The organism is Pseudomonas sp. Ors-4-3C, assembly GCF_055755035.1.
Genome location: NZ_CM146900.1, coordinates 3,223,843 through 3,244,141, shown reverse-complemented (window position 1 = coordinate 3,244,141; position 20,299 = coordinate 3,223,843). Strand labels below are relative to the sequence as shown.

Below are 20,299 nucleotides of genomic sequence, written 5' to 3'. Positions count from 1 at the left end.
AAATGAGGCGGCGGCAGTCGCCCAAGTCTTAAGGTTTCGAATCTTGCTGAATATCCTCCGAGTCACTCGAGGTAGCGGCATCTTTCTGGGTTTCTTTGGGTTCGGTGCTAGAGTTTGAACCTGACGCTTCTTCGCCCTTTTTATTGGCTTTTTCGTCGTTGGACTCGGAGCTGTTCGCCTGATTGGCTCCGGGTGAGACGGCGGGTGCTTCTACCGTTCCTGATTTCTCCGCGGCCTGCGAGGAGAGCGAGCCAGTCAACAGCAGGCTGGCAAGCGTCATGGTGACAATCGACTTGTTCATTGTTGAGTCTTCCGCGCGATGGGGGTAAACCATTGGAGGCATGAACAGGCCCAAGGTGCTTGCTGTTGGACGAGCGGTAGAGTCGGCGGGGACTATGATTTTGCGGCTTGCAAGTCGGCCCATTCAATCCCGAACCGGCTGAGGTATTTTCTCAAGCGATCTGCATCATTCGGCTGCGCCTTGGCCTGGCGCGATACCCCAAACAATCTGCGCCCGGCATCCGACAGGCTGTCTGCCTGCCGGCATACGTCAAGTACCGCCTTCAATTGCAGTCGATCGAACAGGTCCAGGCTGTCGGCGTCTCCCGGTAGTTCATCCGACATCCCGTCCGCTTGCGTCAGCCCCCACGCATAACGCAGCCGATCAATTTCTTCCTGCACTTGCGCCTCATCAATTCGTCCGCTGTCAGCCAGTGTGGCCATCCGGGTAATCGACGCTGACAGTTCGCGAAAGTTGCCCAGCCATGCCGCTTCCCGAGAGCTGGCGAAGGCGAGGTAGCGCCGCCGCGCTTCGAGGTTGAAGCGCACTAGCTGGCCGTGATCGCGGGCGTGGCGTTCCAGTTCGAAGTCGATGTTGGGCTCGATGTCTTCGCGGCGCCCGGCCAGGCCGGGCAAATCAAATGTCCAGAGGTTGATCCGCGCGTACAGATCTTCGCGGAACAGGCCTTCGGCGACGCGGCTGCGCAGGTCGCGGTGGGTGCCGGCGATGATCAGGAAGTCGCTGTCGACCTCCTTGTCGGAGCCAAGCGGAAAGAAGCGCTTTTCTTCGATAGCCTTGAGCAGCATCGCCTGTTCGTCCGCGCCCAGCTCACCGATTTCATCGAGAAACAACATGCCGCCGTCCGCTGCCCGTAGCAGGCCGTCGCGGGCGTTCTGTGCGCCGGTGAAAGCGCCTTTGACGTGACCAAACAATGCCGACATCGCGCCGTCGCCACGCAGGGTGGCGCAGTTCACCTCAACAAACCGGCCCTGCATTTGATGGCGACTGCGCTTGAGTTCGTAGATGCGTCGGGCGAGAAACGATTTGCCGGCGCCGGTCGGGCCGATCAGCAGCATGGGCGCCTTGGAGCGCACAGCTACGCGTTCAATCTGTTCGATGGAGCGGTTGAACGCCGCGTTACGGGTGGCGATGCCGGACTTCAAGAACTCCAGGCCTTCGAGGCGTTTATTGGCGAAACGCGAGGCGATGCGGTCATAACGCGACAGGTCGAGGTCGATCAGGGCGTGGGTGCCGGTGGCTTGTTCATCTTCGCTTTTGCGTCGGGCGGGGGAGGTCTGGATCAGGCGCGCCGGCAGATAGCGTGCTTCGGTCAGCAGGAACCAGCAAATCTGCGCGACGTGGGTGCCGGTGGTGATGTGAACCAGATAGTCCTCATGTTCGGTATCGAAGCTGTAGGCCGTTGTGAAGTCATGCAGGGCGCCGTAGACCTCTTCGAAATCCCACGGATTGCGCAGTGCCATAGGGTGCAGGTGGACTTCGGTTTCCGGTGAGACCTGCTGGATATCGGCGCGAACCCGTTCAGCGAGGCTGATGTCGCGCGCGTCGATACCGTGAATCAGTTCCAGACGATGGATCAGCACGTCCGGTTGTTGGCACAGGCCCACGCTCGGCCGCCAATGGCTCCAGCGATTGGCGCCCTTGCCAACGCGGTCCAGGGTGGCGCCGATAAAACCGATGGCGACGGTGCGTTTGTTTGGCATGGCTATCTCAAAAGATAAATGACGATATCAAATGATAGATTTCTCATGGTTGGTTTGTCTTCGGTTCAGCTAAAAGAAAACCATAAAAAATAAAAAACCCTATAAATCAATTAGATAAGAAATAAATTTTACGACTTTCCAAAACTGGCACAGCCGCTGCAATACCTATCGCAACGAACAGGACAACAGAGCGAGACGCCACGATGGCCAACTTCAAACTCTTCAACACGCAATCGAAGCAACTGCCAGCCTGCGACACTTTGAATGCTTCGGGCGCCTCGGCATATGCCTACACCCCGAAGCATCAACTGGCTCAACTGGCGGTCACCGGTTGCCTGAACCAGACGTTTTACGCCAGCGCTGAAAGTCAGCTGGATCAAGTATTGAAGCTGGTGGCTGAACTCGACAGCCGTTTCGTGGCGAAGGCTGCTGTCTACGCTCGCCAAAAAGGCCACATGAAAGATATGCCGGCGTTGCTGCTGGCGGCGTTGACGGCGAACCGTTCGTCGCTGGTACCTGAGGTTTTTGAACAAGTGATCGACAGCGGCAATATGTTGCGCAACTACGTGCAGATCCTGCGCAGTGGCGCCACCGGGCGCAAATCCCTCGGTTCGCAACCCAAGCGTCTGGTGCAGAACTGGCTGAACCGCGCGACCGAACGTCAACTGCTGCAAGCGTCGATTGGCAACCAGCCATCGCTGGCTGATGTGGTGAAGATGGTTCACCCGAAACCGGCTGAGGCCTGGCGCGAAGCATTCTTCGCGTGGTTGATCGGCAAACCGGTGGATGTGCAGGCATTGCCTGAGTTGACCCGCGATCTGCTGGCATTTCGCAGCGGCGCGAGTCATCAAGTACCCGCGGTACCGTTCCAACTGCTCGGCAACGAAACCCTGAGCAAAGAACAATGGGCTGCGCAGGCTTACAACATGGGCTGGCAGGGATTGCGCATCAACCTCAACACCCTGGAGCGGCATGGCGCGTTTGAAGTTCCGGGTTGCGTCGAATACGTGGCGGCGCGGTTGGCGGACCCGCAGGAAGTGGCCAAGGCGCGGGTTTATCCATACCAGTTGCTGGCGGCTTATCGGATGGTTGGCGATAACGTACCGCTGCAGATCCGCGAGGCGTTGCAGGACGCACTTGAGTTATCGCTGGCCAACGTGCCGAAGCTGGAAGGTGCGGTGGTGGTTTGCCCGGACGTATCGGGTTCGATGGGCAGCCCGGCGACCGGTTATCGTCAGGGCGCGACCACGGCGGTGCGTTGCATCGATGTGGCGGCACTGGTCGCGGCAGCGGTGTTGCGCAAACAGCCGGCGGCGCGGGTGATGCCGTTCGAAGTGAACGTGGTGGATATCCAGCTCAATCCACGGGACAGCGTGATCAGCAACGCGGAGAAACTGGCCGCGGCCTTTGGCGGCGGCACCAATTGCTCGGCGCCGCTGAAGAAACTGGCGGACAGCAAGGCCAGGGTCGATACGCTGATTCTGGTATCGGACAACGAGTCCTGGATCGATACGCGACGCCATGGTGCCAGTGAGACCATGCGCCAGTGGGAGCGCATCAAGCAGATCAACCCGCAGGCGCGGCTGGTGTGCATCGATATCCAGCCGGGTTATGCAACCCAGGCGGCGGACCGCGATGACATTCTGAATGTCGGCGGTTTCAGCGATGCAGTGTTCGATGTGGTCGAGCAGTTCACCAGCGGCCGTTACGGCGCGCAGCACTGGGTCGAAGCGATCGAGAGCATGCAATGAATTGATTTGTCACAGGCGCTGAATGCCGGTGGGACTACATCCAAGACGTCTCATCAAACCCTTGTCAGCGTGTGTGACGGCACGAATGCCTGATGGCTGTACATCTGAGGCCGGTTAACCCCGGTGCGCGGCAACGCGCAACAGTCATCAACTTTTGTCGTGCCACCTTAATTGAAAAAGAAGGCAGCGAATGCAACAGGTACTCCATCGGAACGCGGGTTCGAATCCCGCCCCGGCAACGGGGGCTCGACTGGCAGAGCCACAGTGTCTGTTTTTTTGTCGCTGCACATGACGGAACAACGCCGAATCATCGGCCAACGAATAAAGAATAGAGAAATGAAAGAACACACTTACCAACTGCTCGAAGTCGCCAACGGCAAGCCGATCAAACTCTGGACCGAAGGCGTCCCGGTAGAAACCGAGGCCCGCGAGCAACTGATGAACACCGCAAAGATGCCGTTCATCTTCAAGCATCTGGCGGTGATGCCGGATGTGCATCTGGGCAAGGGCTCGACCATTGGCAGCGTGATTCCGACGGTGGGCGCGATCATCCCGGCGGCCGTCGGCGTGGACATCGGTTGCGGCATGATCGCCGCACGCACGTCGCTGACCGCTGCCGACCTGCCGGACAACCTGCAAGGTCTGCGCAGCGCCATCGAGCAAGCGGTGCCCCATGGCCGCAGTTCGAACCGTTCGCGGCGCGACAAGGGCGCGTGGGACGAGATTCCGCAGCAAGCCGATCAGGCGTGGGCGGGGCTTCAGCCACGTTTCAAGCTGATCACCGATAAGTACCCGAAACTGGCCAACACCAACAACCGCGGGCATCTGGGCACGCTTGGCAGTGGCAACCATTTCATCGAAGTGTGCCTGGACGAAGCCAACCGGGTCTGGTTCATGTTGCACAGTGGTTCTCGCGGTGTCGGTAACGCCATTGGCAACCTGTTCATTCAGAAGGCTCAGGCGGATATGCGGCAACATATTGCCAACCTGCCGGATCGTGACCTGGCGTATTTCGAAGAAGGCAGCCAGCACTTCGATGATTACGTGGAAGCGGTGAGTTGGGCGCAGGACTTCGCCAGACAGAACCGCGAACTGATGATGCGTGCGGTGATTCAGGCCACGCGCCAGATCATTCGCAAGCCGTTCGAGGTGGCGCTGGAAGCGGTCAACTGCCACCACAACTACGTGCAGAAAGAGCGGCATTTCGGCGAAGAAGTATTGGTCACTCGCAAAGGCGCGGTGTCGGCGAAGAAAGGTGAGCTGGGGATCATTCCGGGTTCGATGGGCGCCAAGAGTTTCATTGTGCGCGGCCTGGGCAACGAAGAGTCGTTCAACTCCTGCAGCCACGGCGCTGGCCGGACCATGAGCCGCACCAAGGCCAGGAACACCTTCACCGTCGAGGACCAGATCCGCGCCACGGCGCATGTGGAGTGCCGCAAGGACGAAGCGGTGATCGACGAAATTCCGATGGCCTACAAGGACATCGACAAAGTCATGCACGCCCAGCGCGAGTTGGTGGAAGTGCTGCACACCCTGCGGCAAGTGGTGTGCGTCAAAGGATAAAAGGATCAGCAAGCATGGAATTCGAAGAACGCCACCCGCTGTGCGACACGATGCGTGCGCGGGTACTGGAAGAGTTGGCGCGTATAGAGCGCGAGCGCAACGTCACGGTGTTGTACGCCTGTGAGTCCGGCAGTCGGGCCTGGGGCTTTGCCTCGACTGACAGTGACTACGACGTACGGTTCGTGTACGTGGAAAAACCGCAGTGGTTCGTTCAGGTCGACACGCCGCGCGATGTGATCGAGCGGCCATTGGACGATGAGCTGGATGTCAGCGGCTGGGAGCTGCGCAAGACCCTCGGGTTGTTGCGCAAGTCCAACCCGACGCTGCTGGAGTGGCTCGACTCGCCATTGGTGTACCGCAGCGAAAGCGCACAGGTTGCGCAACTGCGTGAGCTGGCCGAAGCGTTCTACAGCCCGCCGGCAGCCCGTAACCACTATCTGTCGATGGCGAAAAACAATTTTCGCCAGTACCTGCAAGGCGACAGCGTGCGGTTCAAGAAGTACTTCTACGTGCTGCGGCCATTGTTGGCGGTGCGCTGGATCGATCAGGGGCGTGGACGTCCGCCGATGACCTTCGCCGACCTGCTGACCACGGTCGACGACCGTGCACTGCTGGCTGAAGTCGACGAACTGCTGGCACTTAAACGCAATGCCGACGAGAGCTCCCATGGTCCGCGTCGTCCGGCGCTGCACAGGTTCATCGCGGCCGAACTCGAGCGCGATGTGCCCACATTACTCAGAACTCAGGAAGACTCGCGACGACTGGATGACTACCTCAGGGAGACCGTCGGGTTGTACGCGTAAGGATTGAAATGGAACAGCAAGTGATTGAACTGGACGGCGCGATTGGCGGCGGTCAGGTGTTGCGCAGCGCGCTGAGCCTGTCGATGGTGACGGGCCAGGCGTTTCGCATTAAACAGATCCGCGCCCGCCGCAGTCGGCCGGGATTGTTGCGACAGCATTTGACGGCAGTGATGGCAGCTGCCGAAGTCTGCGGCGCACGGATCGCGGGAGCGGAGTTGGGCTCGCAGGCGCTGTATTTCGAGCCGGGAACGATTCGTTCGGGTGATTACCGGTTTGCGATCGGCACGGCCGGTAGTTGCACGTTGGTGTTGCAGACACTGCTGCCGGCGCTGTTGCAGGCGCCGGGCACAAGTCGCGTGCGGATCAGCGGCGGTACCCATAATCCATTGGCGCCGCCTGCCGATTTCCTCACGCGCAGTTGGTTGCCGCTGATGCGACGCATGGGGGCCGGCATTGAGCTGGATCTGTTGCGTCACGGCTTCGTCCCGGCCGGTGGTGGTGAGATCGACGTCACGGTGCAGCCGTCGCAACTGACGCGACTTGATCTGTGTGAGCGCGGGGCACTGCTGTCGCATCAAGCAATGGCGCTGACGGCCGGGCTCGCACCGACTGTCGCCGAGCGAGAACTGAATCGGGTGGCCAAACGCCTGAACTGGTCATCGGAAACATTGCAGTCGATCACGCTCGATCCGGCGCGTGGCCCCGGTAATGTGTTGTTGCTGGAGTACGTGTTCGAACAGGTCACCGAAGTCTTCAGTGCCTTTGGCCAGGTGTTGTTACGGGCGGAGAAGGTCGCTGATACCGCAATCAATCAGGCGGCAGACTGGTTGCGCAGTGACGCTGCGGTGGCGGAACACCTCGCCGACCAGTTGCTGCTGCCGATGGCGCTGGCCGGCGGCGGGTCATTCACCACCCCGAGAATGACCGAGCATCTGCACAGCAATATCGCAGTGATCGAGCGCTTCTTGCCGGTGAATATCGAATGCTCGGAAGAGGGCGCCGAGCGTCTGCGGGTTGAGGTCCGCCGCGGTCGCTGATCACGGCGCAGGCACAGGTCAATCTCGGAAAAGCGGCAATTTGCTGGCCCCCAGGCTTGGGCTTCCCCGGCAAACTCGCCTTTTTTCAAAAGGTTAGGTTGGCTATATGCGGACGATTGTCATAACCGTTGCAACGCTTTCCCTGGCTGCCTTCGCTTCGGCCATTGAAGCGAAGGAGTTGAGCAAGAGTCATCGTTTTGCCTGTACCTGGGGCTCGGACATCGCTGCCGGGGCGCAGCAGTCGAAGCTGTCGGGGATCTCGCTGTACGGCGCGCGCAAGCAGTTGCAGGTGCGCAAGTTCCAGCAACCGTGGATGCGCATGACGGCGATGGGCATTACCGAGCAGACGTACAACAGCACCTCCAGGCTCAAACCCGCGGCGGTCAAGCAGACCTATTACGAACAATGCGTGCGGCATGAGCTGGCCCAGCGATAAACCCAAAAGCCCAACCTGAAGAGGTTGGGCTTTTTCATGCCTGACGAAATGTCAGCATCACTGGTCAGTCTCGCAATTGACCATCCATGACACGCCAAAGCGATCGACCAGCATGCCGAAACGGGCGGCCCAGAACGTGGTTTGCAGCGGCATGTCGACGCGAGCGTCCTTGGCCAGCGCATTAAACACTCGCTCGGCTTCGGCAATGCTGTCGACGTTGAGGGAGATCGAGCACCCGCTCATGCCCCCGGTTGGCCGGTCAGGTGTGGTGTCCGAGGCCATGATCATCTGGTCGCCAACCTTCAGGCAGGTATGGTTGACGAGGTTGTGGTGCTCCTTCGGTACGTGTTCGGCGGCGGGTGTTTCGCCGTAGGTCATCATTGCTTCGAGTTTGCCCTGCAAGGCTTGTTCATAAAAGGTGAAGGCCTCGCGGCAGTTGCCGTTGAAGATCAGGTAGGGATTGATTCTCATGATGGCGTTCCTGGCAGTAGGCGCGGAGTGAGGCGATTTTCGCCAGGTTCCGCGAAAGGCGGTTAAACCATAGCAAAGCATTGGACGCCGCAACGGACAGAGTTTTTCCAGATGTTTTTCTTCTGAAAACGCCGCGCTTCAGCACGGATAAAACCTGCGGAGTACCATGACACCCTGTACGACCTGTCGAGCCTGATCTGCCATGCCTTTGATTTCCCGCTTCAACGCTCTGTTCGATCAGGCCCGGCGCGCCCTGTTGCTGGTCTGGGCGACATCACGCGGGTTGTTTCTGGGGTTGGTGCTGGCGACCCTGATTGCCGGCGTTCTGCCGGCGCTGGCTGCGTGGCTGGGCCAGCGCATTGTCGATGCGGTCGTGACGGCGATGCAGTTGCACGCGCAGCAGGGCGATGCGCCACTGTGGCCGGTGTTGCGTTATGTGCTGATGGAGGCGGGGGTATTGGCGCTGTTGTCCGGCACGCAACGGGCGCTCTCGGTGCAACAGTCGTTGCTGCGGGTGCAATTGGGGCAGAAGGTCAACACGCTGATTCTGGAGAAGGCGCAGACCCTGTCGCTGGTGCAGTTCGAGAATTCCGAGTTCTACGACAAACTGGTCCGCGTGCGCCGCGAAGCTTCGACCCGGCCGCTGGCGTTGGTGATGAAGTCTCTGGGATTGATCCAGAACCTGATCATGTTGATCAGCTTCGGTGTGCTGCTGGTGCATTTTTCGCCGTGGGCGCTGGTATTACTGGTGATCGGCGCGTTGCCGGTGTTCTTTGCCGAGGCGCATTTTTCCGGCGACGCTTTCCGCTTGTTCACCCGCCGTGCGCCGGAGAGTCGGCAGCAAAATTACATCGAAACCTTGCTGTCCCATGAGGCCTATATCAAAGAGGTCAAGCTGTTCGGCTTCGCGCCGTTGCTGTTGCAGCGTTATCGGGACACCTTCGCCAAGCTCTACGCTGAGGATCGGCGCCTGACATTGCGTCGCGATGGTTGGGGCTTCGGTCTTGGATTGCTCGGCACCGGGGCGTTCTATCTGGCTTATGCCTGGGTGGTGATCGATGCCGTGAACGGCAATATCAGTCTCGGCCAGATGACCATGTATCTGGTGTTGTTCAAGCAGGGCCAGAGTGCGGTCAGCAGCAGCCTGAGTGCGATCAGCGGCTTGTACGAGGACGGTCTGTACTTGTCGAACCTGTACGAGTACCTGGCCGAACCGGTGATGGCCGATTCCGGTCACCTCACTGTCGGCGCGCAACCGGGCGATGGCCTGCGCTTTGAAAACGTCGGTTTCCGTTATCCCGGAGCAACCCGGGCAGCGCTGGAAGGCATCGATCTGCACCTGGTGCCGGGCAAGAGCGTGGCGCTGGTGGGGGAGAATGGCTCAGGCAAGACCACACTGATCAAATTGCTGACCCGCCTGTATCGGCCGGATCAAGGGCGCATTCTGCTCGACGGCAGCGATTTGCAGGATTGGGAAGAGATCACCTTGCGTCGGCGTATCGGCGTGATTTTTCAGGATTACATTCGCTACCAGTTCACTGTGGGTGAAAACATCGGCGTGGGGGATACCTCGGCGTTCAATGAAGAACAACGCTGGAAGTCAGCGGCCGCCGAGGGAATGGCCGCGCCGTTCATCGAAGGGCTCGACCGCGGCTACGCCACGCAACTGGGTCGCTGGTTTGCCGGCGGTCAGGAGTTGTCGGGTGGGCAATGGCAGAAGATTGCCTTGTCCCGGGCCTATATGCGCCGCGATGCCGACATCCTGATCCTCGACGAACCGACCTCGGCGCTGGATCCGGCGGCGGAAGCGGCAGTGTTCGAGCATTTCAGCCAGCACACCGAAGGTCGCATGACCTTGCTGATCTCCCATCGCTTCTCCAGTGTGCGCAACGCTGATCAGATCATGGTGCTGGAGGCCGGACGGATACTGGAGCAGGGCGATCACGACAGCCTGATCGCCGCCGATGGACACTATGCCAAGCTGTTTGATCTGCAGGCTCGCGGCTATCGCTAGGAGTCCTGTGCGCTGCGTGCCAGCGCGGGGCCTGCGACGTGGGGCGCGGGTTTGGACTGCATCAGCGCATCAATCGCCTTGCGATAATTCTGCCCGCCCAGCGCCATGCTGTTGTTGTGGGTGGCTCCCGGCACCAAGAGCAGTCGCTTTGGTTGTTGGGCGGCGTTGAACAGTTGCTCGCTGAAGCGCGGCGGCACAAACGCGTCGGCCATGCCATGTACCACCAGCAGTGGCATGTGAATTTCGGCGATCTTGTCGATGGAGTCGAACTTCTGCGACAGCAGCCAGCGCACCGGTAGTGAAGTATTGGCCACTGCGGCCGCCACGTCGGCGAGGGAGGTGAACGTCGACTCGATCACCAGGCCTCTGACCGGCAGCGGAGTATTGTCCCGAACGGCGTCCTGTCCGAGTTCGGCAGCCAGATCAATGGCCACGGCGCCCCCCAGCGAGTGACCGTAGATCAGGCGTTTGCTCGGGTCGGGCTGTAGCAGTTTGAAACGTTCCCACGCCACACGAGCATCTTCGTACACGCTGCTTTCTGAAGGCAGATCACCCTTGCTCTGGCCGAAACCACGGTAGTCGATGGCCAGTACCGAGTAGCCGGCCGCGCGCAGTTGTTCGATACGGAACAACTGCCCGGTGAGGTTCCAGCGCACGCCATGCAGATAGAGGATTGCCGGGGCATTGGCTTTTTCTGCCGGCCACCACCAGGCATGAATATTCTGCCCGGCCTTGAAGCTCTTGGGCTGCAAGTCGAGTTCCTGCACGCTGCCCGGCAAGCCGTGATACCAGCCGGCCGTGCCCGGTTCGATGCGAAACAGCAGTTTGCGCTCGGTGTGTTCGAGCACCGCACAACTCGTCGGCACGCCAATGATCAGCGCAGCCATGCAGGCGAACGCCAGACGGCGACGACGCAAACGAGTCATGAAGGACAGGAACATTAAACGGTTCACCACAGCGCAGACAAAGAAGGCTTTTTACCAGAAGCCTCCGCCTGCGCGTGACTTTTTCGACCGCCGTGTGCTTGCAACGATTACAAAATGCTGCGGCTCAGTCCACCCGCAGCACAATTTTGCCAATGTGATCGCCGCCTTCCATGCGCGCATGCGCCTGGGCCGCATCGTTCAGCGAGTAGACCTTGTCGATGATCGGCAGGCAGCGCCCGGCGGCCAGCACCGGCCACACGTGTTCGCGCAGTTGCTCGGCAATTGCGGCCTTTTCCTCCGAGGTACGCGCACGCAGCAACGAACCCGTGATCACCGCGCGTTTGGCCATGATCGCCAGCAGGTCGACATCGTTGGCCCGTCCGCCGCCGAGAAAGCCGAGCATTACCAGCCGGCCATCCATTGCCAACGCGCTGACATTACCATTGAGGTACGAGGCACCCATGATATCGAGAACCGCGTTTACCCCTTGGCCTGCAGTCTTTTCGGCGATGACCGCGGCGAAGTCCTGCTCGCGATAATTGATCGGCTGGCCACCCAGTTCGCTGATGGCCGCGCATTTATCCGCGCTGCCGGCAGTGGCAAAGGCTTCGATGCCAAACTCGCGGCATAGCATCAACGCGGTGGTACCGATGCCGCTGGTGCCGCCGTGGATCAACACGCGCTGACCACGCTGGGCGTCGCCGAGGCCGAACAGGTTGGCCCACACGGTAAAGAAGGTTTCCGGGATGGCGGCGGCCTGCACCCAATCCAGACCATCGGGGATCGGCAGGGTTTGCCCGGCCGGGACATTGCAGTACTCGGCGTAACCGCCACCGTTGGTCAGCGCGCACACCTTGTCGCCCACGGCAAACTCGCTGACGCCGGCGCCCAGCGCCACGACTTCGCCGGCCACTTCCAGGCCGGGGATCGGATTCATTCCGGGCTTCATCGGGTATTTGCCGGCACGTTGCAGGGCGTCGGGGCGGTTGATCCCGGCGGCATGCACGCGAATCAGCACTTCGCCGGCTGCGGCGACGGGCAGGGGCACGTGTTTGGCCTGCAAGACTTCGGGGCCACCGGGTTGGGTGATTTCGATACGGGTCATTTCGCTGGGCAGTGTCATATCCGGTCCTGTTGCGTAGGAGGTCTGTAGGTGGGAGTCCAGAGGAGCGCCAATGATTCCCTGCAAAAGCATTTCAAACTTGAGAACAGGGGTGAGGATATCGGCTATTGTTGCTGCTTTAGCGCAGTGTTTTGGCGGCACAGTGATGCAAATCTGCATCAACGGGAGATCAGATGAATTGGGATGACGCACGGGTATTTCTCGCGGTCTGTCGCGAGTCGACACTGCGCGGCGCAGCGCGGGTGTTGGGGGTGGATCAAGCCACCGTCGGACGGCGGATTACCGCACTGGAAAAGTCCCTCAGCGCAACGTTGTTCCTGCGCACGTCTGACGGCTATGCGCTGACCGCTGTCGGTGAAGCGGCGCTCAGGTCCGTGGAGAAAATGGAGCATTCGGCGCTGGAGCTGGAGCGGCAGATCCAGGGGCTGGATGATCGCCTGACCGGCACGGTGCGGGTCAGCACCACCGATTCGCTGGCCATCGACTTCCTGATCCCGGCCATCGCCCGCCTGCATGAACTGCATCCGGACGTACGCGTGCAGTTGGACGCCTCCACGCAGATCCTCAGTCTGGCCAAGCGCGAGGCGGATATCGCCGTACGCAACACCCGGCCCGACAATCCGGACCTGATCGCCCGGCGCATCGCGCGCTGGCCAACGGGATTATTCGCCTCAAAAGCTTACGTTGACGCCCACGGAGAACCTGAACCCGGCAGTGCTTTCGCCGGGCATGATCTGGTGGTTTATCAACCGTATCTGCAGAGCAACCGAGACCTGAACCTGGTGGGGGAGCCGATCAGCCGCGGACGAATCGTCGCCAGCCTCGGTTCCAGCCTGTTGATGCGTCGCTCGATTGCGGCAGGTATTGGTGTAGGAGAAATCCCGCTGTACATGGGCGAGCGCGACGGTCTGGTGCGGCTCTGGCCGCAGCGTACCCGGCCGCAGCCGTACGAAGTGTGGCTGGTGACCCATGCGGACCTGCGTCATACCGCGCGGGTGAGGGCAGTGATCGAGCAGATCGTCGAAGTGTTTGCGTCGGAAAACGAGTAAGGCGCGTTTTCTCGGCGAACTCACAAGGTCTGACGAAATGGCCTACGCCGGACGCAGAATCCGCTGGCTTGTAGGCCGAAGGACCGGGGGCTATCGTACCCAAAGGCTGGTGCGAGGCCGCACGCTTGCACTGGCGTGACATACCACGGACGGTATCGGTAGCCCGATAAAGGTGTCGAATTGGAAGCCAGGGAATTCAGTCACTTTCAAAGCAGTGACATAACGGGTAACGGTCAGAGTACGCAAGTCATGGGCGCCATCAGTCGAGAAGAATTCAATGCCAGGATCGAGACCATCGAGACACGAATGGATGCTCGACTGGACGCGGTATCAATGAAAATTGACGGGTTTCTATCTGTTCAGGTTGAGCGCGACAAAACTCAAGTCGAACGAGACAAACGCTACGACTTGATTACGCAAGAGATGCGCAGAATTGCCGACGGCGCGCAGGACGCAGCAAGGCAAGGCGCCACCGTCAAGGCCAACGTCTGGGCAGCAACGGCTGTCCAGTTACTTGGAATAGTCGCCATCGTCGTTGGGGCCTATTACGCCAACCAAGCCAACATGTACGTAGCGATACAAACCACCTTCGCGGCAGTCCAGGCGGGCAAGGATGCCCACACACTCAAATCGCCGGAGTTGCCAACGCCACTGCCACCGCAATAAAAAACGGCCTTCAAATGAAGGCCGTTTTTGCAGGCGTTAAACCCGTGGCTCATGGCATTTGCGGCAACTCCTGCGGCCGCAGATCAAACACCAGCACTTCGGCATCCACGCCGTTGCTCAAGGTCAGGGCATGTTCTTCGCGAACCCGCACACCGTCGCCTTCCTGCAACTGCACGCCGTTGAGTTCCACGCTGCCACGCGCCACATGCACGTAGGCATAACGGTTGGCCGGCAGTTTCAGCGTTGCGCTTTCCTGGCCGTCGAACAGGCCGGCGTAGACCCGTGCGTCCTGACGTACTTTCAGCGAGCCATCAGCGCCGTCCGGCGAGATGATCAGTTGCAGGCGGCCGCGTTTTTTCTGCGCACTGAAGTGCTCTTGCTGGTAGCGCGGCTTGGCACCGGCCACTTCCGGCACGATCCAGATCTGCAGAAAATGCACAGGCCGGGTGGCCGAATGGTTGAACTCGCTGTGGGCCACGCCGCTGCCGGCGCTCATCAGTTGCACATCACCAGGGCGGATCACCGAACCGGTGCCCAGGGTGTCCTTGTGCTCCAGCGCACCTTCAAGCACGTAGGAAAAGATCTCCATGTCGCGGTGTGGGTGCTGGCCGAAGCCCTTGCCGGCCGCCACGCGGTCATCGTTGATCACCAGCAGGTCGGAAAAACCCTGTTCGCGTGGATCGCGGTAACTGGCAAAGGAAAAGGTGTGGAAGGACTTCAGCCAGCCATGATTGGCGAGGCCACGGTCGGAAGCTTTGCGAAGGGTCAGCATGATGGATTCTCCTTGCGGGACGTTGATTCGTCCGAGTGAGGAGAAGGTTACTGTTAAACGATGGATGCAATAAGTAGATGGAAATTGAAATACTGTCCCTCTCAGGTTGACAGTTTTGCGCAGTCGATCACGCATTCTTTTCGCCGCTCTCTACGCACTTGGCCATAATGCGAGGCTTGCTTCCTTTTCCTTGATTTCAGTGATGTTCACCCATGAAAACCGTGGCAATGGTGCTGTTTCCCGACTTTCTTCTGCTCGACATGGCCGGTCCCATGGAGGTGTTTTCGGTCGCCAATCGCTACTTGAAGACCGAAGATCACTATCAACTGATTACCCTGGGCACTGAGCGCGGGATGCTGCGGGCGTCCAATGGCGTGCAGGTGCAGACCGACCGCCATATCGACGACCCGACCCAGGCCTTCGACCTGTTGCTGGTACCGGGTGGGCCGGGTGCCTATAACGAAAGACACCCGGCGCTGCTCGCCTGGCTGCGGCGCGCGGTGAGGCAGGCTGGTTGCTACGGTTCGATCTGCACCGGGGCTTTTGTGCTCGGGCATGCCGGTCTGCTCGACGGTTATCGCGTGACCACGCACTGGAATTACACCGAACGACTGATCAAGGCCTTCCCCGAGGCGCAGGTGGAGACCGACCGGATTTACACGGAAGACCGCAATCTGATTACCTCGGGAGGCGTGACCGCCGGTATCGATCTGGCGCTGGCCGTGGTCGCCCGGGATCATGGGAAAAAAGTCGCTCAGGACGTGGCCAAGGTTCTGCTGGTGGTGATGAAACGACAGGGCGGACAAGCACAGTTCAGTCCGTTGATGGCGGCAGTATCCCCCCAGGAAACCGCGATCACGCGGGTGCAGAACCATGTCCTGGAACACCTCGAAGAAGCCTTCACGGTCGAGCGCATGGCGGGTCTGGCGAACATGAGTACCCGGCACTTTGCGCGGCTGTTCGCGCGGGATGTGAGCATGACGCCGATGGAGTTTCTGCAAAACGCCCGGATCGATTGCGCGCGTAATCTTCTGGAGACCACCGAGCTGCCGTTGAAGACCGTCGCCTATAAAAGTGGTTTCGGCAGTGTGCGGCACATGCGTTTTCTGTTCACTGAAAAGCTTGGTCTGACCCCGGCGCAATACCGCGAACAGTTCAGCTAGAGCGGTTGTGTCCGTCCGGTGCATCCGGATGTCCGTGTTGCGCCCCGTACGGAGGTTGTGCCGTTACCGGCGCCTGCCAAGATAAACGGCAACGCTTGGGAGGGAGAGGCACTGGACGCCGAGGGCATGCTGCCCGCAGGCGCTGGCGCTGAAAAACGGCATGAACAGCCACAATGATTTACCCGCGGCATCGGTCCTGCATTTCGGGCCATACGCCTTTCATCTGCGCCAACGGTTGATCCTCGAAGGGGATCGACAGTTGCGCATGGGCGGGCGCGCCCTCGATATTTTGCAGGTGCTGGTCGAGCACGCTGGTCGAGTGGTGCGCAAGGAGCAGTTGATCGCCTGGGTGTGGCCGGACAGTGTGGTCGAAGAGATCAACCTGCGGGTGCACATCGCTGCGTTGCGCCGGGCGCTGGGCGATGGTGAAAACGGCCAGCGCTACATCGTCAATGTGCCGCAATGTGGTTACAGCTTTATCGCCCCGGTGCACGGCGACAGTGTCGCGCAAGTGGTATTCGAAACCCTGCAGGCGCCGCAACATAACCTGCCCGCACGCTTGACCCCGGTCATCGGCCGCGATTCGCTGGTCGGCAGCCTGGTGCGACAAATGCCGCTATGCCGGCTGATGACGTTGACGGGCCCGGCGGGCATCGGCAAATCCACGGTGGCGCTGCGGGTGGCCGAGTTGCTGTTGCAGCATTATCGCGACGGTGTCTGGTACATCGACCTGTCCATTGCCGATGATGCGCCGTCGTTGCTCGACTGTCTGCTGCAAACTCTGGATACCTCGTTCGATACGTTAGCGTCGCGGCATGCCTTGCTGATCCTGGATAACGGCGAGCGGCGTCGCGAATCATGCCGGGCGCTGGTGGAACGATTGCTGTTGGCGGCGCCGCGGCTGGCGCTACTGGTCACCAGCCGCGAACCGCTGCAAGCCCATCTCGAGACCCTGCAACCGATTGCGCCATTGACCTTCCCCAAGGCATCGGTGCCAACCAGTGTCGACGAGCTCATGGGCTATTCGGCGGTGCAATTGCTGGTCAGCCGTGCGCGTGCCCGTCAGCACGATTTCCGCCTGCGCGAGCAGGATCTGCACACCGTGTGCGCGATCTGTCGGCGACTGGACGGTTTGCCGCTGGCGATCGAGCTGGCGGCTGCGCAAATCGATGCGCTGGCGCTGGTGGGGCTGCTAGCGCAACTGGACAACGGTCTGCGCCTGCTCAGTCATGGCCGACGCACCGCGATGCCCCGGCATCAATCCATGAGCGCCGCGCTGGACTGGAGTTATCAGGATCTGCGTCCCTGTGAACGACGGGTATTGCAGCGCCTGTCGGTGTTCAACATGGCCTTCACCGCGGACGCTGCGCTGCGGGTCATTGACGGTGCGCATCTGCGGGCGGTGATTGAACGCCTGGCCGCCAAGTCATGGCTGACGATGGAGCGCGGTGGAGATTCGACGCGGTATCGGATGCTCAACACCCTTCGCTGTTATGTCCGCGAACAGTTGGAAACCAGCGCTGAACGGATGGATAACCTGCAGCGTCATGTCCTGTACAGCGGACGAAATCGATCAAGCGCGGGCGGACAACTGGCCACGCAACGCGTCGAGCAGTGAGCGCACTTTGCGCAGGTCCGGGGTGGCATAGCCTTCGGTGAAGCGCTGGTAGATCGGGGTCAGCAGATCCAATGCCTCGCGATGGCGTGATTGACGCTGCCACAGTTGTGCCAATGAGGTGGCGCTGCGTAGCTCCCAGGCCAATGCGCCCTGGGAGCGGGCGATGGCGAGAGCGTTTTGCAGGAGGTGCTCTGCCTGCTCGCTGAGGCGTCCCTGCGGACAACCCGCCTCATCCGCCAATAACCGCTCAGCCTCGGCCCGCAACACTTCTGCGGTGCTCCAGCCGGCCGCACCGCTGTGCGCCCGCTCCAGCAACGCATCATCGATATGCCGAGCATCGAGCGTGACCATCAGCTCCTTGATCAGCCCGTTATCCGCCGGAGCGTCGGGCTGGGCCAGATGGTTATCGATCACCTGCGCATAGTGCCGGCCCCAGCGATAGAACAGCAGCACCGAGTGCTTCTGCGCCTGCTCCAACAGCAGTTGCAACAGCGCGCGAGCGTTCTTGTCGTCGCCGTTGTAATGGGCGATCAGACAGCTGGCCAGCGCCAGGGTGTAGCAGATCGAAGTGCCGTGATTGATCTGCACCGCGATGTCCAGCGCCTGCCGAGCGGTGCGCCAAGCCTGTTCGGGAAACCCCTGCAGCCACAGCACCCGGGCAAGAATGGTCAGCGAAGCCACGCTCTGGTCGTACTGCACGCCGAAACCGTGGGTGAAACGGTTGCGATAGCCACTGTGGGCCATGCGCTGGATCACTTGCTCGGCACTGACCCGCGCTTGCGGCTGGTCGCCGGCGAAGTGCAGGGCGAGGACGCGCAAGCGGTGAATGCTCAACGACAGCAGTGGCTCGTCGTGGCCACCGAGACGATCGAACTGTTCGCTTTGCAGCAATGCCGCCTGGTAATGCCCGCAACTGAGATTGACCGCCAGGTGCCCGGAGATGGCACGCAACTGTCCGGCGACATCGTTTTGCTGTTGCGCCAATGCGTTGGCTTGAGTGAAGGCGTCGACAGTCTCCGGCGAACCGCCCCAGGTGTGGTAGCAGGCGCTGCCGAGTGCCAGTTGCAGGGCAATCTCCAGACGTGGGCAGGGTTGCTCGGCACCGCCGAGCAAGGTCAGTGCCTGGCGCACATGGTCGCCATATTCCTTGAGCAACGACAGCTCCTGCCACAACGCGGCCGACGTCGCTGTCAAACGGATGCCGAGATGTCGCGAGCCGTTGCCGTGCAAACTCCAGTCCAGCGCGGCGCGCAGGTCTTCCAGGCTTCGGGCATAGCGCTCGATCCACTGCGTGCTCGGAGTGCTTTCCCATTCGGTCTGCGCCTGCTCCATCAATGCCAGACAGCGTTCGGCGTGGCGTTCGCGCAGGGTTTCGTGCTCGCCGCTGTATTCGAGTTTTTCCAGGGCGTAATGGCGGGTCGTGTCGAGCAGGCGATAAAACACTTCTTCATCGCCAACATCCACATTCAGCAGCGATTTACCCACCAGTTGCGTGACCGACGCGAGTACCTGCGTCGGATCGATGTGCTGACCGACGATCACCGCCGCGGCGGATGCCAGGCTGAAGCTGCCGCGAAAGACCCCGAGGCGGCGCAGGCAAGTCTGCTCGCAGGGGCTGAGCAGGTTGAAGCTCCAGTCCAGTGTGGCGTGCAACGTCTGGTGCCGCGCATGGCGCGGGTGGTTGCCCGCCGCCAGCGGGTGCAGATGGCCCTGCCATTGCTCCAGCAAACCGCTCAGGCCCAGGCTCTCGACCTGCGCTGCCGCCAGCTCCAGGGCCAGCGGAATACCGTCCAGGCGCCGACAGATTTCCATGGCCAGCGGTAGGTCGGCGTCGCTCAGTTCAAAGTGTTCATGGGCGCCCATGGCCCGTTCGACGAACAGTTGCAGGGCAGCAAAACCCATCGCCTGCTGGCGATCAAGAACGGCCGTCGCTGGCGGGCAATCGAGGGATTCCAGACGCTGCACGAACTCGCCTTCAGCGCGCAGGCTTTCACGGCTGGTGGCCAGAATGTGCACCTGCGGCGCGCCGCTCAGGAGGCTCTCGACGAGCAGCGCCACGGCATCGATCAGGTGCTCGCAATTGTCGATCACCAGCAGCATCTGCCGCTCGCGCAAATGATTGATCACCCCTGCCAGCGGATCGCCGTCGTGCACTGCCAGATCAAGCAGGGTTGCCAGTTGCGAGGCGATCAGCGTCGGGTCGTTGAGCGGTGCCAGATCCAGCAGCCGGATCCCGTCACGATAGCGTCCGAGCAACTGCTCGGCGACGCGCAGGGCGACGGTGGTCTTGCCGATTCCGCCGGGGCCGACCAGGGTGATGCAACGCTGTCGCGGCAGTTGCTGCATCAGATTGTCCACCAGCGGCTGGCGGCCGATCATCCGGGTATGGCGCAACGGCAAATTATGGCGTCCGGGTGCTGCCTCCAGCAGCCGTTGTCCGCTGACTTGCACCGTCAGCGGGGCAACGAAACTGTAGCCGCGCTGGGCCACGGTGACGATGTAGCGCTGGCCGGCCTGACCATCGCCCAGCGCCTTGCGCAGGGCGGCCATGTGTACTCGCAGATTGATGTCTTCGACGACACTGTCCGGCCACACGCCAGCGAGCAGTTGCTGCTTGCTCACCACTTCACCGGCATGCGCCAGCAGCATCAGCAGAATGTCCATGGCGCGCCGACCCAGGCGCAGCGGCTGGTCACCTTCCATGACCAGCCGCTGCCCGGTGTAGATCCGATAGGGGCCGAAGCCGATGGCCTGATTCGGGGAAAGACTCAACAGCACACTCCTGCGGTGATGCGGCGATCCTGGCAAATGAACGCTGCGTGAGGACGCAGATCGTCGGGTGCAAGGTATCGCAGCATATTCCTCAGGTTTGGCCATCAGTGCAACGCCGGGCTCCTGCGTAACGC

The 20,299-nt window shown here is 60.8% G+C and carries 17 protein-coding genes; 10 read left to right on the top strand and 7 right to left on the bottom strand.

Annotated features, from left to right (window positions below; genetic code table 11):
* Positions 1-28: 28 nt before the first annotated feature.
* Both ACVHNU_RS14450 and rtcR read right to left on the bottom strand, forming a co-directional pair.
* On the bottom strand, positions 29-301 hold the full coding sequence (locus tag ACVHNU_RS14450) for a hypothetical protein (RefSeq protein WP_473017603.1): 273 nt from the start codon (positions 299-301) through the stop codon (positions 29-31).
* 92 nt (positions 302-393) lie between these two features.
* Positions 394-2,001 carry an RNA repair transcriptional activator RtcR gene (rtcR, locus tag ACVHNU_RS14445; RefSeq protein WP_103483613.1) on the bottom strand — a complete coding sequence of 536 codons (1,608 nt, stop codon included), beginning with the start codon at positions 1,999-2,001 and terminating at the stop codon, positions 394-396.
* 203 nt (positions 2,002-2,204) lie between these two features.
* Between rtcR and ACVHNU_RS14440 the strand changes: the two genes are divergently transcribed.
* From ACVHNU_RS14440 to ACVHNU_RS14420, 5 genes are all read left to right on the top strand, one after another.
* Complete coding sequence (locus ACVHNU_RS14440; RefSeq protein ID WP_473017602.1) at positions 2,205-3,752, top strand: RNA-binding protein; 1,548 nt, start codon at positions 2,205-2,207, stop codon at positions 3,750-3,752.
* Positions 3,753-4,088: 336 nt separating this feature from the next.
* Entirely contained in the window at positions 4,089-5,315 is a 1,227-nt protein-coding gene (locus ACVHNU_RS14435) for an RtcB family protein (protein WP_103483611.1), read from the top strand.
* Between the two features lie 14 nt (positions 5,316-5,329).
* On the top strand, positions 5,330-6,118 hold the full coding sequence (locus ACVHNU_RS14430) for a nucleotidyltransferase domain-containing protein (RefSeq protein ID WP_473017601.1): 789 nt from the start codon (positions 5,330-5,332) through the stop codon (positions 6,116-6,118).
* Positions 6,119-6,126: 8 nt separating this feature from the next.
* Complete coding sequence (gene rtcA / locus ACVHNU_RS14425) at positions 6,127-7,155, top strand: RNA 3'-terminal phosphate cyclase (RefSeq protein WP_473017600.1); 1,029 nt, start codon at positions 6,127-6,129, stop codon at positions 7,153-7,155.
* A 106-nt stretch (positions 7,156-7,261) separates the two neighbouring features.
* On the top strand, positions 7,262-7,591 hold the full coding sequence (locus ACVHNU_RS14420) for a hypothetical protein (RefSeq protein WP_003226343.1): 330 nt from the start codon (positions 7,262-7,264) through the stop codon (positions 7,589-7,591).
* Between the two features lie 57 nt (positions 7,592-7,648).
* Here ACVHNU_RS14420 and ACVHNU_RS14415 read toward each other — a convergent pair whose 3' ends face one another.
* Positions 7,649-8,062, bottom strand: coding sequence for a VOC family protein (locus ACVHNU_RS14415; RefSeq protein WP_103483608.1), 414 nt, complete (start codon positions 8,060-8,062; stop codon positions 7,649-7,651).
* Positions 8,063-8,264: 202 nt separating this feature from the next.
* On the opposite strand from ACVHNU_RS14415, the gene ACVHNU_RS14410 reads away from it, so the two are divergent.
* Positions 8,265-10,076, top strand: coding sequence for an ABC transporter ATP-binding protein (locus tag ACVHNU_RS14410; protein ID WP_473017599.1), 1,812 nt, complete (start codon positions 8,265-8,267; stop codon positions 10,074-10,076).
* Here the strand turns inward: ACVHNU_RS14410 and ACVHNU_RS14405 are convergent.
* Complete coding sequence (locus ACVHNU_RS14405; RefSeq protein WP_473017598.1) at positions 10,073-11,017, bottom strand: alpha/beta hydrolase; 945 nt, start codon at positions 11,015-11,017, stop codon at positions 10,073-10,075. The genes ACVHNU_RS14410 and ACVHNU_RS14405 overlap by 4 nt on opposite strands.
* 109 nt (positions 11,018-11,126) lie before the next feature.
* Positions 11,127-12,125, bottom strand: coding sequence for an NAD(P)H-quinone oxidoreductase (locus ACVHNU_RS14400; protein ID WP_473017597.1), 999 nt, complete (start codon positions 12,123-12,125; stop codon positions 11,127-11,129).
* A 173-nt stretch (positions 12,126-12,298) separates the two neighbouring features.
* Between ACVHNU_RS14400 and ACVHNU_RS14395 the strand changes: the two genes are divergently transcribed.
* Positions 12,299-13,174, top strand: a complete 876-nt coding sequence (locus ACVHNU_RS14395; protein WP_201137165.1) for a LysR family transcriptional regulator — start codon at positions 12,299-12,301, stop codon at positions 13,172-13,174.
* Positions 13,175-13,423: 249 nt separating this feature from the next.
* Entirely contained in the window at positions 13,424-13,840 is a 417-nt protein-coding gene (locus ACVHNU_RS14390; RefSeq protein ID WP_473017596.1) for a hypothetical protein, read from the top strand.
* Positions 13,841-13,889: 49 nt separating this feature from the next.
* Here ACVHNU_RS14390 and ACVHNU_RS14385 read toward each other — a convergent pair whose 3' ends face one another.
* Positions 13,890-14,612, bottom strand: a complete 723-nt coding sequence (locus ACVHNU_RS14385; RefSeq protein WP_003226334.1) for a pirin family protein — start codon at positions 14,610-14,612, stop codon at positions 13,890-13,892.
* A gap of 212 nt (positions 14,613-14,824) precedes the next feature.
* Here ACVHNU_RS14385 and ACVHNU_RS14380 point away from each other — a divergent pair, with 212 nt between their 5' ends.
* Both ACVHNU_RS14380 and ACVHNU_RS14375 read left to right on the top strand, forming a co-directional pair.
* Positions 14,825-15,775: a GlxA family transcriptional regulator gene (locus tag ACVHNU_RS14380; RefSeq protein ID WP_473017595.1), complete on the top strand. Its 951-nt coding sequence runs from the start codon at positions 14,825-14,827 to the stop codon at positions 15,773-15,775.
* A 160-nt stretch (positions 15,776-15,935) separates the two neighbouring features.
* Positions 15,936-17,393, top strand: coding sequence for an ATP-binding protein (locus ACVHNU_RS14375; protein ID WP_473017594.1), 1,458 nt, complete (start codon positions 15,936-15,938; stop codon positions 17,391-17,393).
* On the opposite strand, the gene ACVHNU_RS14370 is transcribed toward ACVHNU_RS14375, so the two are convergent.
* Positions 17,349-20,165 (bottom strand): ATP-binding protein, encoded by a 2,817-nt coding sequence (locus tag ACVHNU_RS14370; RefSeq protein ID WP_473017593.1) that lies wholly within the window; start codon positions 20,163-20,165, stop codon positions 17,349-17,351. The genes ACVHNU_RS14375 and ACVHNU_RS14370 overlap by 45 nt on opposite strands.
* Positions 20,166-20,299 lie beyond the last annotated feature (134 nt).

What these genes read in the sequence shown, in the direction of transcription:
- ACVHNU_RS14430 (WP_473017601.1), top strand. Translation starts at nt 5,330, where the DNA reads ATGGAATTCGAAGAACGCCACCCGCTGTGCGACACGATGCGTGCGCGG.
- ACVHNU_RS14400 (WP_473017597.1), bottom strand. Translation starts at nt 12,125, where the DNA reads ATGACACTGCCCAGCGAAATGACCCGTATCGAAATCACCCAACCCGGT.
- ACVHNU_RS14375 (WP_473017594.1), top strand. Translation starts at nt 15,936, where the DNA reads ATGAACAGCCACAATGATTTACCCGCGGCATCGGTCCTGCATTTCGGG.
- ACVHNU_RS14420 (WP_003226343.1), top strand. Translation starts at nt 7,262, where the DNA reads ATGCGGACGATTGTCATAACCGTTGCAACGCTTTCCCTGGCTGCCTTC.
- ACVHNU_RS14380 (WP_473017595.1), top strand. Translation starts at nt 14,825, where the DNA reads ATGAAAACCGTGGCAATGGTGCTGTTTCCCGACTTTCTTCTGCTCGAC.
- ACVHNU_RS14415 (WP_103483608.1), bottom strand. Translation starts at nt 8,062, where the DNA reads ATGAGAATCAATCCCTACCTGATCTTCAACGGCAACTGCCGCGAGGCC.
- ACVHNU_RS14435 (WP_103483611.1), top strand. Translation starts at nt 4,089, where the DNA reads ATGAAAGAACACACTTACCAACTGCTCGAAGTCGCCAACGGCAAGCCG.
- ACVHNU_RS14440 (WP_473017602.1), top strand. Translation starts at nt 2,205, where the DNA reads ATGGCCAACTTCAAACTCTTCAACACGCAATCGAAGCAACTGCCAGCC.
- rtcA (WP_473017600.1), top strand. Translation starts at nt 6,127, where the DNA reads ATGGAACAGCAAGTGATTGAACTGGACGGCGCGATTGGCGGCGGTCAG.
- ACVHNU_RS14395 (WP_201137165.1), top strand. Translation starts at nt 12,299, where the DNA reads ATGAATTGGGATGACGCACGGGTATTTCTCGCGGTCTGTCGCGAGTCG.
- ACVHNU_RS14390 (WP_473017596.1), top strand. Translation starts at nt 13,424, where the DNA reads ATGGGCGCCATCAGTCGAGAAGAATTCAATGCCAGGATCGAGACCATC.
- ACVHNU_RS14385 (WP_003226334.1), bottom strand. Translation starts at nt 14,612, where the DNA reads ATGCTGACCCTTCGCAAAGCTTCCGACCGTGGCCTCGCCAATCATGGC.
- ACVHNU_RS14450 (WP_473017603.1), bottom strand. Translation starts at nt 301, where the DNA reads ATGAACAAGTCGATTGTCACCATGACGCTTGCCAGCCTGCTGTTGACT.
- ACVHNU_RS14405 (WP_473017598.1), bottom strand. Translation starts at nt 11,017, where the DNA reads ATGTTCCTGTCCTTCATGACTCGTTTGCGTCGTCGCCGTCTGGCGTTC.
- rtcR (WP_103483613.1), bottom strand. Translation starts at nt 2,001, where the DNA reads ATGCCAAACAAACGCACCGTCGCCATCGGTTTTATCGGCGCCACCCTG.
- ACVHNU_RS14410 (WP_473017599.1), top strand. Translation starts at nt 8,265, where the DNA reads ATGCCTTTGATTTCCCGCTTCAACGCTCTGTTCGATCAGGCCCGGCGC.